The sequence below is a fragment of the Shewanella sp. SR43-4 genome, from assembly GCF_014163845.1.
Lineage (GTDB): Bacteria > Pseudomonadota > Gammaproteobacteria > Enterobacterales > Shewanellaceae > Shewanella > Shewanella vesiculosa.
The window spans coordinates 76,081-92,216 of the sequence record NZ_JACJEB010000006.1 but is presented as its reverse complement, the minus strand read 5'-3'; the positions used below and the strand labels follow the sequence as shown (position 1 = coordinate 92,216).

Annotated in this window: 16 protein-coding genes; 9 read left to right on the top strand and 7 right to left on the bottom strand. The window is 41.7% G+C overall.

The genetic code is table 11. From position 1 onward, the window contains the following. Positions 1-22 precede the first annotated feature (22 nt). From H5123_RS08485 to H5123_RS08470, 4 genes are read left to right on the top strand one after another with little or no spacing between them, the layout of a single operon-like run. A complete protein-coding gene (locus H5123_RS08485) occupies positions 23-574 on the top strand; it encodes a hypothetical protein (protein ID WP_124018266.1) in 552 nt (183 codons plus the stop codon). Then, the gene (locus H5123_RS08480) at positions 574-1,554 is read left to right on the top strand and encodes a heme A synthase (RefSeq protein WP_124018265.1); all 981 of its coding nucleotides are present in this window, start codon (positions 574-576) and stop codon (positions 1,552-1,554) included. The genes H5123_RS08485 and H5123_RS08480 overlap by 1 nt, the downstream gene beginning before the upstream one ends. A gap of 13 nt (positions 1,555-1,567) precedes the next feature. Continuing rightward, positions 1,568-2,479, top strand: coding sequence for a heme o synthase (gene cyoE / locus H5123_RS08475; protein ID WP_124018264.1), 912 nt, complete (start codon positions 1,568-1,570; stop codon positions 2,477-2,479). A gap of 15 nt (positions 2,480-2,494) precedes the next feature. Beyond that, a complete protein-coding gene (locus H5123_RS08470) occupies positions 2,495-3,121 on the top strand; it encodes an SCO family protein (protein ID WP_182697801.1) in 627 nt (208 codons plus the stop codon). 41 nt (positions 3,122-3,162) lie between these two features. Here the strand turns inward: H5123_RS08470 and H5123_RS08465 are convergent, their stop codons facing one another. After that, positions 3,163-4,221: a polysaccharide deacetylase family protein gene (locus tag H5123_RS08465; RefSeq protein ID WP_182697683.1), complete on the bottom strand. Its 1,059-nt coding sequence runs from the start codon at positions 4,219-4,221 to the stop codon at positions 3,163-3,165. Positions 4,222-4,235: 14 nt separating this feature from the next. On the opposite strand from H5123_RS08465, the gene dinF reads away from it, so the two are divergent. The 3 genes from dinF (at position 4,236) to H5123_RS08450 (ending at position 7,966) form a co-directional block, all read left to right on the top strand. Beyond that, positions 4,236-5,579 carry an MATE family efflux transporter DinF gene (gene dinF, locus H5123_RS08460; RefSeq protein WP_182697682.1) on the top strand — a complete coding sequence of 448 codons (1,344 nt, stop codon included), beginning with the start codon at positions 4,236-4,238 and terminating at the stop codon, positions 5,577-5,579. 70 nt (positions 5,580-5,649) lie between these two features. Then, positions 5,650-7,587, top strand: a complete 1,938-nt coding sequence (locus H5123_RS08455; protein ID WP_182697681.1) for a S9 family peptidase — start codon at positions 5,650-5,652, stop codon at positions 7,585-7,587. Between the two features lie 49 nt (positions 7,588-7,636). After that, on the top strand, positions 7,637-7,966 hold the full coding sequence (locus H5123_RS08450; RefSeq protein WP_124018259.1) for an FKBP-type peptidyl-prolyl cis-trans isomerase: 330 nt from the start codon (positions 7,637-7,639) through the stop codon (positions 7,964-7,966). A gap of 79 nt (positions 7,967-8,045) precedes the next feature. Here the strand turns inward: H5123_RS08450 and nfuA are convergent, their stop codons facing one another. Next, entirely contained in the window at positions 8,046-8,624 is a 579-nt protein-coding gene (nfuA, locus tag H5123_RS08445) for a Fe-S biogenesis protein NfuA (RefSeq protein WP_124018258.1), read from the bottom strand. Between the two features lie 250 nt (positions 8,625-8,874). Further along, a complete protein-coding gene (locus H5123_RS08440) occupies positions 8,875-9,681 on the bottom strand; it encodes a ComF family protein (RefSeq protein WP_182697680.1) in 807 nt (268 codons plus the stop codon). A gap of 43 nt (positions 9,682-9,724) precedes the next feature. Here H5123_RS08440 and bioH point away from each other — a divergent pair, with 43 nt between their 5' ends. Together bioH and H5123_RS08430 are read left to right on the top strand one after the other, a co-directional pair. Beyond that, the gene (bioH, locus tag H5123_RS08435; protein WP_182697679.1) at positions 9,725-10,519 is read left to right on the top strand and encodes a pimeloyl-ACP methyl ester esterase BioH; all 795 of its coding nucleotides are present in this window, start codon (positions 9,725-9,727) and stop codon (positions 10,517-10,519) included. Between the two features lie 71 nt (positions 10,520-10,590). Beyond that, a complete protein-coding gene (locus H5123_RS08430) occupies positions 10,591-11,094 on the top strand; it encodes a hypothetical protein (protein ID WP_182697678.1) in 504 nt (167 codons plus the stop codon). On the opposite strand, the gene H5123_RS08425 is transcribed toward H5123_RS08430, so the two are convergent. From H5123_RS08425 to H5123_RS08410, 4 genes are all read right to left on the bottom strand, one after another. Then, the gene (locus H5123_RS08425; RefSeq protein WP_243641000.1) at positions 11,086-13,023 is read right to left on the bottom strand and encodes an LTA synthase family protein; all 1,938 of its coding nucleotides are present in this window, start codon (positions 13,021-13,023) and stop codon (positions 11,086-11,088) included. The two genes, H5123_RS08430 and H5123_RS08425, sit on opposite strands and share 9 nt — an antisense overlap. A gap of 456 nt (positions 13,024-13,479) precedes the next feature. Next, positions 13,480-14,916 (bottom strand): sensor histidine kinase KdpD, encoded by a 1,437-nt coding sequence (locus H5123_RS08420; RefSeq protein ID WP_182697677.1) that lies wholly within the window; start codon positions 14,914-14,916, stop codon positions 13,480-13,482. Next, complete coding sequence (locus H5123_RS08415; RefSeq protein WP_124018253.1) at positions 14,913-15,590, bottom strand: response regulator transcription factor; 678 nt, start codon at positions 15,588-15,590, stop codon at positions 14,913-14,915. Before H5123_RS08415 ends, H5123_RS08420 begins: the two co-directional genes overlap by 4 nt. Before the next feature lie 134 nt (positions 15,591-15,724). Further along, on the bottom strand, positions 15,725-16,093 hold the full coding sequence (locus tag H5123_RS08410) for a diacylglycerol kinase (protein ID WP_124018281.1): 369 nt from the start codon (positions 16,091-16,093) through the stop codon (positions 15,725-15,727). Positions 16,094-16,136 lie beyond the last annotated feature (43 nt).

The following is a 16,136-nucleotide window of genomic DNA, read 5'->3' as shown; positions in this document are numbered from 1 at the left end:
AATATGATAAAGAGGAGATGGAATGAACTCCCTACCGAAAAAGAGCAATAAAGCGCTAATCGTATTACTGCTGGTGTTTATTTTACCGGTTGCAATAGCCAAGTTAGTGCTAAGCCTAGAACTCTATAATGGTGCGGCGACGAACAAGGGGGCACTGATCACTCCCGAAGTGAGTTATGCCAACTTAGCCATGGAAAACCCTAAACCACATATTTGGCAGGTACTTTTTTTTCTCCCCGAGCAGTGTAACGAGCAGTGTCAAGAACGTCTGTATATTTTACACCAGAGCTATATCGCACTAGGCAAAGATAGAGATCGCGTTATCCCTATCATAGTGGTGAATAATCACAGCGACACCAAGATACTCAAACAATTGAATATCGGCTTTGATCAAGTCAATGCCAATGATGCACTTGCAACATTGTTGACTGAACAACAGCTGATCATTGTCGATCCTCTTGGCAGCCTGGTGATGCAATATGACAATGTGATTGGCCACGACGCCAATATTGCCCAAGGTAAAGCCATGATTGCTGATTTACGCAAAATGCTTAAATTATCGAGGGTGGGCTAATGACCATTAATCGGCTGATAAAATTTACCTTGGTATTTACCTTAGCGGTCATTTTAATGGGGGCTTACACACGCTTATCTGATGCCGGACTGGGTTGCCCTGATTGGCCTGGATGTTATGGCCATTTAGCGGTACCCAGTGCAAGCCATGACTTAGCAAAAATCGAAACGCATTTTCCACAAATGACCATAGAGCCAGAAAAAGCATGGCTTGAAATGATCCATCGCTACATCGCCGGTGCATTAGGATTAATGGTATTAGCTATCCTTGTATTGTGCCTTAAACAACCTCATGCACCGAAAAAACTCCCCAGTTTTATAGCCGTCTTAATTGTATTTCAAGCAGCGCTTGGCATGTGGACTGTCACAATGAAACTAATGCCTATTGTGGTGATGGCACATCTTATTGGCGGTTTTAGTCTATTTGCCTTGTTACTACTGCTGTACCTTAGGCTTAAGCCATTACGGATCCCAGGAGGTGATACTTATGCCCGCAAACTGGTTCCGTTAGCTTTAGTCAGTCTAGGAGTATTAGTCATTCAAATTGTACTTGGCGGCTGGACCTCATCAAATTACGCGGCTCTCGCCTGTACTTCGTTACCCATTTGTGAAGGTAATTGGGTCGATAACTTACGTATTGCCGATGCTTTTTCACCATTCCAGGGCGATCATCCAAGTTTTGAATTTGGGGTATTAGACTATGCAACTCGAATGACCATTCATGTCAGTCATAGAGTTTGGGCCGTTGTTACTGCCATAACATTGATCCTACTAGCGCTAAAATTACGTTATGCACAATCACATGTAATGCGAAACAGTGGTTACTTATTACTGTTATTGGTAATCACCCAAGTCGGACTGGGTATTAGCAATGTGGTGATGAATTTACCTTTGGGCATCGCGGTATCACACAATGCAGGTGCAGCCTTATTGCTGCTTACCTTAGTCTTTATTAATTACGCCCTGTGGCGTAAAGCATAAGCGAGGATCGACCATGACAAAACCTCTTACTATTAGTCAGGTTCAACCTAAATTAACCCTACAATGGCGCGCTTATTTTGAAATGACCAAACCAAAAGTAGTTGCACTTATGCTACTGACCGTATTGGTTGGCATGTGTTTATCGGTACCGGGCATAGTGCCGCTGCAACCTTTAGTTGCTGGTATGGCAGGCATTGCAATGATGGCGGGGGCAGCAGCAGCATTTAATCATTTAATCGATCGCAAAATTGATGGCTTGATGGCCCGCACTTATAACCGACCTTTACCCAAAGGTAAAATATCGACAACCAAAGCGGCTGCATTTGCGGTGTCTCTCGGAGCCTTAGGCTTTGTGGTACTGTATGCCTTAGTCAATCCCCTAACCGCTTGGCTGACGTTTGCCAGTTTAATCGGCTACGCCTTGGTGTATACCGCTTACCTTAAACGAGCAACTTCACAAAATATCGTTATCGGCGGATTAGCAGGCGCTATGCCACCATTACTTGGCTGGACCGCGATAACCAATGAAATGCATGGTTACGCCCTATTACTTGTGATTATTATCTTCACTTGGACCCCACCGCATTTTTGGGCGTTAGCGATTCACCGCCGTAAAGAATATGCCAAAGTTGATATTCCAATGCTCCCCGTAACGCACGGAGTAGAATTTACCAAAACCTGTATTTTGCTTTACACTATTTTACTCGCCATTGCCTGTTTACTGCCTGTTTTAGTCGGTATGTGTGGTCCAATCTATTTGGTCGGCTCTACCCTACTCAGTTGTGGCTTTATCTATAAAGCGTGGCAGTTAAAGTTTCATGATTATCCAGAACTGTCGATGCAGGTGTTTAAATTCTCAATTTATCATTTAATGGTGTTATTCATTGTCCTATTAGTAGACCATTATTTTTGGGTAAACACTTAACCTAGAAAAGGAAATATATTGAAAATAATCATAGCATTAGGGCTGATATTATTAGCCATAGGCGGAGGTGTTGCTTACCAAAAGATGCAAACAGAACCTATGGTACTGGCAACCAGTTATGTATTTGAACAACAGCGGGCATTAGCACCATTTACATTAGCAGACCAGTACGGCAACACCTTCAATAACCAATCATTACAAGGTAAATGGAGCTTATTTTTTATAGGTTACACTGCTTGCCCTGATGTATGCCCTACTACCTTGAATAAACTCGCCGCGGCTTATCCACAGCTACAAAAAATAGCCAAGAATATACAAGTGGTGTTTGTGTCGGCAGATCCTAAACGCGACACTCAAGCGAAACGTTTGGATTACATCAATTTTTTTAATCAGGACTTTATAGCGGTCACTGCACAACACGCTGATTTGTTTCCCTTCAGTCGTGACTTAGGCTTTGTATACGCTATGGTTGGAGACGGTAGCGATTATCAGGTAGACCATAGCGCATCTTATGTATTAGTTTCGCCCCGAGTAGAAAAGATTGCGGTATTTAAACCAAAACCTCAACCCGGCCAATTAGCGCAAATTCTTAATGCAGAACTGATTGCTGACTTTGAGAAAATAGTAAAATCCTGGCAATAGCGCAGACTCATTAACCAGAACGGTAACTAACTGAGATAACATTATTCTTCGAGCCACTGCCCATTATCTTGCGGGCGGATCCACGCTTGTGAAAACCAATAATAACCGGTTTTTGTTTTGCTCGGTGCCGTACAATTATAACGCGAACGTCCTGGGGCTAAATCTGATGATGCCTGAATCGATAAGCGATTTTTACTTAACCAAATGGGCTTTTTAGGGCCTTGCCCTTGAATAAAACACATCACCTGATGTGGATAAATATCTTCAGTATCGAGGGTTAATATTAACTTAGGTCGCCATTGGCCAGATACAAGTAGAGGGTCGCTTATATTTTGCTTAGTTACAGGCATAGGTAAACTGGAAAATTTGACCTTCAAACTCGCCAAATCAGCGTAAGCATTGGCCACAGGGAAACGCGGTAACGCCGTTAATGAAGCATACTCTCCAGCGGCCCCCGATTGCTGACCAAAACCAACAAAGCCGTGTTTAGTCAAAATAGCTTCTAACTTGCTAGTGTATTCGCCGTAAGGATAAGCAAACATTTTTACGCTTTGGCCAGTACGTTTTAAGATCTCGGCTTCCGTTGCGAGAATATTGTCTTCAACTCGTGCTTGCCATTGGTCTTGGGTTTCTTTACCTTGGCGACGAATTAAATGTTCATGCCCCCAACTGTGATTCGCTATTGTCACCCCTTGCTCTGACAGAGTGTTAATATCTTGCCAGCTCATCATCCCTTGGTAACCTGCTTCAATCGGAGCAACAGAAATAAATACCGTATAGGGAAACTTGTGTGTGGCTAAAATAGGTGCCGCATTTTGAATAATGCTGTCATAGCCATCATCAAAGGTAATCACAATACTTTTATGATTTAAGGTCGTGTTATGCTTAATACTATCAACAGCATCGGTTAAAGAAATAACCGTAAAATCATTATCAGCTAAATACTGCATTTGCTCAGCAAACTGACTGGGGGTCACACTGGTACTTTTAGGCGTGTTTTCAGACACATGATGATACTGTAAAATAACCACTGCATTGGCATCTAAATGCAATACACTCAAACTGAGCAATGCCAACCATAACGCTATTTTCTTAACCATGATTATTCATACCTATGTCAGTTAGTACACTACTGTTAAATCGCCAAAAAAATCGTCAATTATTGGCATTAGCAACACCCATGATCCTGTCTAATATTACTATTCCGCTCTTAGGATTAGTTGATACAGCTGTGATTGGGCACCTAGGACACGCTTATTATCTTGGTGGCGTAGCCTTGGGAAGTACCATCATCACCTTGATGATATGGTTGCTTGGTTTTTTACGTATGTCCACCACCGGACTTGTCGCACAAGCCTTCGGGGCTAATGATACCTCAACTCAGCAACAATTACTGATACAAGGTTGCAGCTTAGCATTAACCTTAGGTTTCGTTGGCGTCATGCTGCAATCTCCGCTGCTCAATTTAGCGCTCAGTCTCAGTGATGCCAGTGAGCAAGTCATGCTCTATTGCCGCCAGTATGTGTCGATTCGAATCTGGTCCTTGCCTTTTGCCCTAACCAATTTAGTGCTACTGGGTTGGTTGCTTGGGCGCCAAAAGCCCAAAGCGGCTATGTGGCAGCTGATTATCGCCAACAGCGTCAATATTATTCTCGATATTGTATTTGTCATGGTATTTAAATGGAATGTGCAAGGCGCGGCATTGGCATCGGTTATTGCTGACATCTGTGCTTTTTCAGTGGCATTAGTCATGGTTAAACGCCAACTTATTGATATGGGTGGACTCAAATTTAGCCAGGTTATCGCGCATTTATCTTGGCGCGGTTATGCTCGTTTACTCACCTTAAATCGTGATATTTTTATTCGCAGTTTATGCTTACAAGCCGCGTTTAGCTTTATGACTTTTTATGGTGCCGGCTTAGGTGACAATATTATTGCTGCTAATGCCGTGCTGCTTAATTTACTGATGCTGATCTCTTATGCATTAGACGGCATAGCCTATTACGCCGAAGCAGAAGTGGGCCGCGCATTTGGTCAAAAAAATCCAACCTTACTCCATGACAGCGTAGTGTTAGCTTTTTGCTGGTCGGCAATAGTGGCAGGATTATTTAGCCTACTATTTTGGTTGGCAGGGCCGTGGATAATTCAGCTATTAACCAATATAGAAGCGGTGCAAGATACTGCCAACAATTACTTAATCTGGCTCATTTTTATGCCTATATTGGCGTTTGGCTGCTATTTATTTGATGGGGTATATATTGGCGCAGCACAAGGACAAACCATGCGAAATAGTATGATAATCGCGACCTTTGCAGTTTACTTTCCGAGTTGGTACCTGTTGCAAGCTTGGGGCAACCACAGCCTTTGGGCTGCGATGTCGATATTCATGCTATGTCGAAGTGTAACACTCGGCTGGCACTATTATTATAAACTCAGGTATCAACTGGTGAGCGTATAATATATTGAAGACCTCGCTATAAAAATGTAACATCCTAACAACATTTTATCGCTCTTCAAACGGATCTTTAATGAAACGGATTTTATGGCTTGTTGTTAGTTTATGTCTATTTTCGCATAGCTCTTTTGCCAAGCCCCTGCCTGTAGAAGCCTTCGCCAGCATCCCAGATGTCCGCTTTGTTAGCTTATCGCCGGACGGAAAAAAAATAGCATCTCTCATTCGAGTCAGTACTAATCAGCTTGAAGGTCAAGTACTCTCTATTCGCGACATTAAAACCAATAAAGATATTTTCCCATTACAGACTGACAACCAAAAATTTGTCATCTTATCGTTAACCTGGGCAAATGATGATGTCATCTTAATCGAATCTAAATATCCTTCTATTCGTCGAGGCATACCCACAACCGAAACCCGCTTAATGAAATACACACTGAGCGACAACAAAACCACAAGTGTCTTTTCTAATCACTCGCTATCGCGCTTTTACGGGTATGGGTTACCGCAATTACAAGCATCGGTTATTGACTACCTTGACAATGATCCCGGTCATATCCTAATGCAAATTCAAGGCTTAGGTTCTAAACCACAATATGAAAGCGTCATTAAAGTCAGTTTAAAAACCGGCGCTATCAAGACATTACAACCGGCACGTATGCATATTGGAGACTGGTTAACCGATAGGCAGCACAACGTGCGTATTGGTATTTATCGCGATGACACAAGCTACCGTATTTACGAGCAAAAAGCAGCGGGTGAAGATCTGCGTATATTATGGGAGTTCGAAGCGCTAGCAGAAGATGTCATCTGGCCTATAGGTTTCGACCATGATCCTAATATCTTGTATATCAGCGCCTATCATCAAGGTCTAAAAGCCATCTTTAAAGTCAACTTAACTGACCCAACATTGACTAAAGAGCTGGTGTTTCACAATGAAAATTACGATATTGAAGGCTGGTTAGTTTATTCTGAACTAAAGCAAAAAGTGATTGGTTTAAGCACCGACATTGAAGGTGAATATCTGTTCTGGGATCAAGACTATATCAAGTTAAATAATGGTCTAACGGCAGCATTACCCGAGTCACACAATGCCATCACCCAGTTCAGTGATGATGAACGTCGTTACATCGTTTATGCAACTGGCCCAATTGAATCTGGGGCGTATTACTTTGGCAATAGAGATCAAAATGCACTTTACCCTGTGGCTTATCGATACAGCCAATTGCCACCAGAGCTATTATCAACACCTAAAACGGTTAATTACCAGGCTCGCGATGGTTTAGCTATTGAAGCCTTTTTAACCACCCCAAAAGACGCTATCGCCAAAAACTTACCGACCATTATCTTTCCTCATGGCGGGCCAATTAGCTATGACTCAACCACCTTTGATTATTGGGCGCAGTTTTTAGCTAACCGCGGTTATGCGGTACTGCAAATGAACTTTCGTGGCTCGGCAGGTTATGGCTTCAACTTTATGAGCTCGGGTCTTAAAAACTGGGGCCTAGAGATGCAAACCGACATTGAGGATGGTGCTCACTGGCTGATAAGCCAAGGTATTAGCGATCCTAAGCGCATGTGTATTGTTGGTGCGAGTTACGGCGGTTATGCCGCATTAATGGGTGTTGCTATCACACCTGATCTGTATCAATGTGCTATTAGTGTTGCGGGCGTGACAGACCTTGAAGAATTAGTTAAATCATCGCGTGGATACGACAATAGTAAAATTGTTAAAAAACAAATTGGTGATGATTACGACGATTTATATCAGCGATCACCGATTAGCAAAGTGGCCAGTATTAAGGTACCAGTGTTATTAATCCACGGTACGAAAGATCGTGTGGTGCGCGTAGAGCAAAGTGAAAAAATGTATGATGCGCTTAAGGATTTACAGAAGCCAGTAAAGTATATCGAATTAGAAAATGGCGATCATTACTTAAGTAATAACCAACACCGTCTTACTACATTTATTGAAATAGAACGCTTTTTAGCAGCTAATCTTGGAGTACAATAAAGCCAATTTAGTGTTTAACTATTATCTAATTAGTCATAATGAGAACAGCATGACCGAACAATTGATTATTACTGACCTTGAGATCGGCAAGGGTAAAGCGGCAGTAAAAGGGGCATTAATTACCACTCGCTACAGTGGACGTTTAGCCGATGGCACTCAATTTGATGCGTCAGATGCATTTCAATGTGTTATTGGCACAGGCAGAGTAATTAAAGGTTGGGACCAAGGTATTATCGGTATGAATGTTGGCGGTAAAAGACAATTATCAGTACCGGCACATTTAGCCTATGGTGAGCGTCAAATGGGTGATCGTATTCCAGCAAACTCTGATTTATTCTTTGATATAGAATTACTTGAAGTGCTCACTCGAGACGACTAATTGACATGAATATATCAGTGTAACAAACGAAAACGCGACCTGTGAGGTCGCGTTTTTTGTAGTGTGCAATTCGTTATGCTTACGCGTAAGAATGATCACCGTGTTGGTGTTCTGTCACGTCACGCACCCCAGTCAATTCTGTAGGGAACATGTCTAGTAACTGCTTCTCGATACCATCTTTTAAAGTGATATCAACTTGAGAACAACCGTTACACCCACCACCAAACTGCAATACTGCAACACCCGCGTCGGTAATTTCTACCAGCATGATGTTACCGCCATGGCTGGCAAGTTGTGGATTAATTTCTGACTGAATAACGTATTCAATACGTTCAACAAGAGGTGCATCGCCAGAAACTTTACGCATTTTAGCGTTAGGTGCTTTTAACGTTAACTGCGAACCAAGCTGATCAGTTACGAAATCAATGCTAGCATCATCTAAAAATGGCGCGCTTTTTTCATCAACCATGGCGCTAAAGCCATTAAAAGGCAGTTCAACATCATCAGCTTCAGCAGCATCTGGTGGACAATAAGACACACCACACTCTGCTTGTGCAGTACCAGGACTGATAACAAACACACGAATGTGAGTGCCTTCAGGTTGATCGGCCAATAGTTTGACGAAATGGGCCTGAGCTGTATCGGAAATGGTGATCATAAAAACCTGCTCCGTCAGGGAGTACCTGAGTAAATTAGTAAGAATTAGACCTATGATACTCTGTGTTGCATTAGCTTTGTAGTGTCCATGAGATTTGATCGTAAAAAAATGATCTAGTTCAACGTTTTTTAAGCTTACAAAAAATGCAAAACGCACTGTAACAGGGCTTGCAGCAGGTATTAGCCAATTGTTTTTATTTATAAAAAATATTGTTATTACTCAAGTCGAATTAATCTAACCTACAATCGAGCTAATCTAATAATCCCGGAGCCTCAGCCCGCGCAAGGCACCATGTTTGTACATGAACAAATTGTGCACTTAATAATCGGCTTATTTCATCTACGGTTGTACCGGTTGTCACCACATCATCAATTAACGCAACACGCTGATAAGGAATCTCCGCTTGTAACTGGAATGCGCCATGGCAGTTCTTGCGCCGCTGTTTACCCGCTAAGCCTGTTTGCGGCGCAGTATCAACCACCCGAGTTAAGCAACTGTCGTCTAGGGGAATACCCGTTAATCGGCTAAGTTGTTTCGCAATTAACCAAGCTTGGTTAAAGCCTCGCTGTCGTAAACGATTTGGATGCAAAGGCACAGGGATCAACACCTGTGGTCGCCTAATGATGCCATGTTTAATCAGTAAGGCAATTCGACAAGCTAATTGCTGAGTTATCGCGTTAAGCGGTGCACATTGTTGTTGGTATTTTATCGCGGCAATCAGAGGGCCTAATCCTTGATGATAACTGCAAGGTGCCACTACAACATTGGGCGTATGTTTAAGGCATTTACCACAATATGCTTGCAACAGTGCGATTTCACGGCCACAACCTAAACACACTTCATGTTGGTACAAACTTGCCGCTAAACACACCTGGCATACACCAGTGAGCACTTGATTAGCAAACAATTGTTCATAATCCATTTGATCTATCCTTTGCTGGCACAGCAAGCAACGGTTGGGTAAACTGCCTAGTAAAATAACCCTAGCACGCTGAATGCGCTTGACGCATAAACGTAATATGTGGGTGATGTTGATTGAATTATTGATTGACGGCATTGGCTATTCATTCCATTAAATAGACTCAAAAGAGGTGTTAACCGTGAGTTTTCCTGCATTGCATATTGATACCCTAGGCTCACAAGGCCAAGACATAGTGCTATTACACGGTTGGGGCGTGAATAACCAAGTCTTTAGTCCGTTAAAAAGCGCCTTGCACCAGTATAGAGTGCATTATGTGGATTTGCCGGGATTTGGCCTCAGTGGCAACATTGATGGTGACATAACGCAATGGTCACAAGCACTTGCAGCGCAACTTCCACAGCAGGCAATTTGGATTGGCTGGTCATTAGGCGGCTTAATTGCGAGTCAAATTGCCATTGATTATCCAGAGTCTGTAGCTGCATTAGTGACGATTGCCTCATCGCCCTGCTTTATGGGCCGGGAAGCAAATGAGCTTAATCCAACTTGGCCTGGTATCCAGCCAGATGTATTGGCACAATTTTCAAGCCAATTAAGCCGTGACTTAACTCGTACCGTTGAACGATTTTTGGCGATTCAAGCCATGGGAAGTGATAATCCCAAAGCGGATATCCAACAAATAAAAAGCTTAGTGTTAAGCAAACCATTGCCGACACAACAAGGATTATCCCAAGGATTGGATATGTTAGCGCAAGTAGATTTGCGTACAAGAATGGCTCAAATACAACAGCCGTGGTTACGAATTTGGGGTAAGTTAGACAGTTTGGTACCGAGAAAGATCATCAGCGCATTACCGCAAAGTGACAGCATTGAAGACGTCGTATTACATAAAGCATCCCATGCGCCCTTTATTTCACATCCAGAGCTATTTTTAAGCCATTTATTACCCTGGATCATAAAATACAGCCAAAAATAACCTAATAACACTTTAGCCTTAGTGAAATATTGACTATAATTTAGCCAGCACATCTTATGGACAAGGTCTAGATGATTATTACCACTCATTATCCGCAGATACCGCTAGCAACTTCAAATGTTGCGACGGATCTTGCTCGTGTGGACAATCAACAAAAACCGCCGGTTATTCCACCACAAGAACCCACCAAAGGCCATGAAGAACGCCAATTAAATCCGCAAAATGAGCGTGCTAACGCGTATATTGTTGCAGAGAAAAAACAGCAAGAACAAACTAAACGTCAACAACAAAATGTCGCTCAACAGTCAGTTGAGTCTAAAATACCCGCTTCACCTATGGCTCGGCCTCAGACCATCAGAATTATTGCTAGTCAGACTCCAGCGCTGCAACGTAAAGATATTCAGTTAAAGACCCAACCAAATAACCCTAAAGCAGCAGCAGAACCCAAACAACGCCAGTTTATAGACTCTGGCTTATCAAGTGCGGCATACCAACAATTTGGTCAGCGGATTGGTCAATTCTATCAACAACAATCCGCTCCAAATATTGAATCTCAGTTAAAAATCTTAGCGTGATACTGCGGGAGTAGCCAGATCAGTGATCGTCGGCTTTGCTTGTGTATTTTCCGAGCGATACAACATTTTGTTATAGGCTAGACTGCCCCACAACGCCCAACCTAATGCCGCTTCTGCTTGTGCATCATCTAATTTGGTTGGCGTTAGCTTTTCAGTCGCAAAATCATAAGTCACACTTTCAGGCGGTAATTCAGGTTGTAAAATAGTCATTTTATTCCCTTCTAATAAGCCAAAGTTTTTATCATATTGCATCATCGCGCGGCCAGGCCAAGAATCAGGTTCTTTGGTTAAATCACGGCCTAGCATTGGATAACTATCTGAAATACCCAGTAACGAAACTAACGTCGGCGACATATCAATTTGGCTCACAACCCGTGGATCGTGCTTCACCGCAATTCCGTCACCTAAAATAAGCCCTGGGATACGGAAACGAGAAACAGGTATTAGTGCAGCACCGCCAACACGACTGTCATGATCGGCCACAATCAAAAATATGGTGTCTTTCCAATATTCTGATTTTTTGGCTTTCTTGAAAAACTCACCCACGGCATAGTCGGCATATTTTACCGCGTTATGCATGGTGTATTGTGGTTGCTCATACAGCTCAATACGGTCATCAGGGAACTCATATGGATCATGATTACTTGAGCTAAACACTAAACTGAAGAATGGTTTGCCCTCTTTGTGCATGCGTGAAAACTCTTCATCAGCACGGAACAATAAGTCCTCATCAGACACCCCCCAAGATGCGACAAATGCAGGATCTTTATAATCACCTTGATCAACAATATCGGTAAAACCATTACCTAAAAAGAAGCTGCGCATATTATCAAAGTGACTTTCTCCACCATAAATAAACTGTGTGGTATAGCCATGTTGTTTTAATAAATCAGCAATGGTAAAAAAGCCAGTTTGACTCTTACCCAGCTTAACCACTGCACGAGCTGGCGTAGGCGTAAAGCCAGTTGTCACCGCCTCAATGCCTCTTACCGAGCGTGTGCCTGTAGCGTATAGGTTTTCAAAAAACCACCCTTGTTGAGATAACTCATCAATATTAGGTGTTAGCGGTAAACCACCTAAACTGCCGACAAAACGCGCACCAAGACTTTCTTGTAAAATGATCACTAGATTCTTTGGTTTGCCAGTATAACTAGCTTGATTGAACGACAAGGTTGGAATGGCGGATGACGTAAATGCACTCAGTGGCCTGCCACTTTCACGGCGCACAATATCAATCACTTTTTGGTCAGCTAGCTTGCCATACACTTTCGATGCATCTTCTTCGTTACCCATTTGTTTAATCGCAAAAACTAATGAAAAAGATGAATTAAGTACCAGAGAATTAACTAAAGGATCGTCAGAAAAAGCCACTAATGAGGGATTAAGTGGTCTATGCCCTAACGATGAACGCGCACCTAATATAGTCACGGCAATCACAATCACAGCAAGCACCGGACGCCAGTACCATTTAGGATAACGAATATTCTGCGTAAGCTTACCAGTAAACCACCAGCCACCCCATAAGGTCGCAATGGTGATCACTGCCGACAAAATAAGCTCGGCTTTACGCCCTGCCCATAACATCGATAATACTTCTTTTGGATACACCAGATATTCAACATACAAGCGATTAGGTCTAAAACCATATTCGGCAATAAATGACGGCGATGATGCTTCAAGGAAAATGATCACCCACAAGCCCAGCGTTAGCCACACTCGTAATATTGTTACCCAAACTCGGCCAACTAAATGCTCACCTGAAAATACGACTGTGCCTAAGGCTGCAATGCCCCATAACCAACACATAGAAGCAAAATCAACTCGTAAACCTTGAATAAAGATATAACCCCAACCTTGCGCATCACTGACGCGATCGGCCTGCCACAAAGACAAACCTAGGCGACTCAAGCTCAAGATAATAAGTGACATAACACTGAATATAATAATGGCTTGGAGTAAGCTTCGTGAATGTTGTGATGAAGAAGGCAGCGCAGAACGTGCGTTATACCTAAAGGAATTTACAGCCATTTATTGCTCCGATATTTTGTTATTTTTTGCTACATGCGCAATTTAGATGCAACAAGACGAGCCAAACGTAACATGATTGTTATTTACAACAGACTAATGTTGGTATCTTTACCCGTATTATGCTGATGAATAAGGCCTTAATAATTTGATCTATTCAATCAAATTAAATATTTTATTCTTTTACTTATCAATATATTAATGAAAAATTATAAAGACAGGGATCATTGGATCTAAAACTATCTTAGTCTAAGACCCTGATTCATTATCAAAGTTCACTGATAAGGGCGGCTATACTAACCTTTTATTAACGATTCAGCTCAATCGTTTATCTCTTCAATGCGATCTGACTTAACATAATCATGTCTCACGGTCAGCTTTTACTGGAATATGTAAAGTAAACATAATCTTATCTGTCGACACTAACTCAAAGCTAAATGTAAACCCGTTCAATTTGGCAACATTTTCCACAATGGCTAAACCTAACCCATGGCGATCGCTATTTGAACGTGATTGTTCCGCTTGAAATAAAGGTAACGTGAGTCGTTCTAAATCATTGGCATTAATACAAGTGAGTAATTGGTTTTCAATACTAATCACTAACCCTTGGCTATCTGACGTTAATCGTATTGGAATCATTGATTTTGCTGGACTGTAGTACAGCGCATTATCAAACAGATTGGTTAAAATAAGATGTAAAGAAAACTCATCAATAAGATAATTTTTATCCGCAGCACGATTATCAATCATTAAACGAGCATGAATGGCTGAATACTTAAAGGCCAGCTCATCGATAACGCGGCTCATCAGATCATTAATATTGATAGGTTGACAGTGCAGATTAATGCTTTCAGATGAGGCTTGTTGCAATAATAATAAATTATTAACTATCGTTTTCATCCGTAAGCTAATACTAAGTACATCTTGTTTGTAACTTCCCCCAATGCGCTCATCGTCTGGATAACGAATGTAAATTTCACTCAAACTGATCAATTCACTGATAGGTGTTTTCAGCTCATGGGCAATATCAGCAGTAATACGCTTTTCAGTTTGTAAGTATTGTTGGCTAATTTTGACAAACTTATTGAGCTCTGTGCGTATGGGTTCAATCTCAAGATAGCGCTCAGAGTCGGAAGACAGCGGAATATGTTTTTCATTAACATTGACCGTTTTTAAAGACATATTTAATTCGTTCAGCGGTGTTAAACCACGATAAATAACCTTAATGACGGCCCAGCGTATCAGCACAATAACCAGCAATAAACCAATACCTAAGGTGGAATCAATAATCACTGAAATTTGACTTAAGTCTTCCGTTGTAATGGCTATCGTTAACCACATGGGTTCGACTTTGCTTATCATTGCGCGGTTTGCTTTGGGAATTTGCGGCTCAAAGTAGGACACCATTGCTCGACCGTCTCGCCCATCGGGCAACACGACATCAGCAAAAACCGCACTGTTAAGTGGTATGTCTTTTTTGAGTAAATTTGCATCGCTGTATTGAGTTAACGATTCAGAGCGCTCGAATACGTTCGAGCCTTGCCATAATTGAAAGAAACTCGCTTTAGTGGACGAACCAAATTCAGGCATAAATTCGCCAGAAAAATCAAATTCAGTACCTTTTGGAGTGACTTTAACTAAGGTCTTTAGGTAATTAGACTTGTCGGTTAAGGCATTATCAAATTCAGCATCAACCCAATTATCTATACTGATATCAATAGCAAAAAAAACTAAAATCAAAATAGCCGATACCACATAGGTCATGGTGTTGGCTAAATTGGTGGTTAACGATTTCATTCGTGCTCACCCACAAAATAACCAAAACCGCGCTTATTTTTAATGGGTAGCGTTGATCCAACGGCTTTGACCTTTTTACGCACCGACGACAAATGCGCTTCAATAGTATTTTTCGACAAATGGTTAAAAGAGCCTACGACGGCTTCGCTAATTTGTTCAGGATTAAGCACTTGCTTAGGGTTGTTAAATAAATACTCAACGATTTTAAATTCGTTTTTAGTCAGGTCGATATAGTGACCGTTTACATGCAGAGACTTATTACTGGTATCGAGAACAAAGTCAGCAATGCAAATCGATTTAACTTGCTGATTAAGTACACCCCGTCGCCCAAGAGTGATTAATCTGGCTTGTAATTCGTCAAACGAAAAAGGTTTAGTTAGGTAATCATCGGCCCCCGATAATAGTCCATTGACTCGATCTTCAGCTTGAGATTTAGCTGATAAAATAATGACTTTAGCCTGATTACCCAGTTTACGGATGCTTTTGAGTAAACTGATGCCATCGACGTTAGGTAACATTAAATCTAAAATAATAAAGTCGTACTGGTTAGTCAGCGCCATGCTTAATCCCTCAGAACCATCACCGGTTTCATCAACGGTATAACCTAAATGATCTAAGCCAACTCTAATGCCGCGACGCAAGGCTTCTGAGTCTTCAATTAACAACACTTTCATTGAGTGTCCTTTATCATAATTACGCCTTTATCCACATCGAGATTGATGTTGCCAAAAGAACCATCACCTAAAACGATTATGAGTCTTTATTGCAACTATTTTGCATAACAAGCTAGCAACTAGGGTTAAGTCAGCTATGCCGACAAAATAACCCACCACACAATGACAGCCATTAACATACTAATAAACACAAAGGCCGAGGCAATATCTTTGGCTAAACCGGACAAGGTATGAAACTCTAAGCCAATACGATCAACCACTACCTCTATGGCGGTGTTAACCAGCTCTGCAAACAACACAAACAATAATGCCAACACTAATATCGCCGATTGTGGTGCGCTAATATTGGCCATACAAGCAAATATCGTTAATGGGATAAACAGCAGTAACTCTTGTTGGAATGCTGCTTCATTGCGACACATCCACTTTAAGCCATTAAAGGTATTTTTACAGGTATAAAGTAAACGCATTATACCGGTACGTTTAACCACTATTTTTTCCATGTTGATGCTCTCGTCATTGCGCTGGCTAGAAGATGAATTTGAA

Excerpts from the sequence above, each read along its gene's own strand:
- H5123_RS08485 (WP_124018266.1), top strand. The coding sequence starts at position 23 with ATGAACTCCCTACCGAAAAAGAGCAATAAAGCGCTAATCGTATTACTG.
- H5123_RS08480 (WP_124018265.1), top strand. The coding sequence starts at position 574 with ATGACCATTAATCGGCTGATAAAATTTACCTTGGTATTTACCTTAGCG.
- cyoE (WP_124018264.1), top strand. The coding sequence starts at position 1,568 with ATGACAAAACCTCTTACTATTAGTCAGGTTCAACCTAAATTAACCCTA.
- H5123_RS08465 (WP_182697683.1), bottom strand. The coding sequence starts at position 4,221 with ATGGTTAAGAAAATAGCGTTATGGTTGGCATTGCTCAGTTTGAGTGTA.
- dinF (WP_182697682.1), top strand. The coding sequence starts at position 4,236 with ATGTCAGTTAGTACACTACTGTTAAATCGCCAAAAAAATCGTCAATTA.
- H5123_RS08455 (WP_182697681.1), top strand. The coding sequence starts at position 5,650 with ATGAAACGGATTTTATGGCTTGTTGTTAGTTTATGTCTATTTTCGCAT.
- H5123_RS08450 (WP_124018259.1), top strand. The coding sequence starts at position 7,637 with ATGACCGAACAATTGATTATTACTGACCTTGAGATCGGCAAGGGTAAA.
- nfuA (WP_124018258.1), bottom strand. The coding sequence starts at position 8,624 with ATGATCACCATTTCCGATACAGCTCAGGCCCATTTCGTCAAACTATTG.
- H5123_RS08440 (WP_182697680.1), bottom strand. The coding sequence starts at position 9,681 with ATGCCGTCAATCAATAATTCAATCAACATCACCCACATATTACGTTTA.
- H5123_RS08430 (WP_182697678.1), top strand. The coding sequence starts at position 10,591 with ATGATTATTACCACTCATTATCCGCAGATACCGCTAGCAACTTCAAAT.
- H5123_RS08425 (WP_243641000.1), bottom strand. The coding sequence starts at position 13,023 with ATGTCACTTATTATCTTGAGCTTGAGTCGCCTAGGTTTGTCTTTGTGG.
- H5123_RS08420 (WP_182697677.1), bottom strand. The coding sequence starts at position 14,916 with ATGAAATCGTTAACCACCAATTTAGCCAACACCATGACCTATGTGGTA.
- H5123_RS08415 (WP_124018253.1), bottom strand. The coding sequence starts at position 15,590 with ATGAAAGTGTTGTTAATTGAAGACTCAGAAGCCTTGCGTCGCGGCATT.
- H5123_RS08410 (WP_124018281.1), bottom strand. The coding sequence starts at position 16,093 with ATGGAAAAAATAGTGGTTAAACGTACCGGTATAATGCGTTTACTTTAT.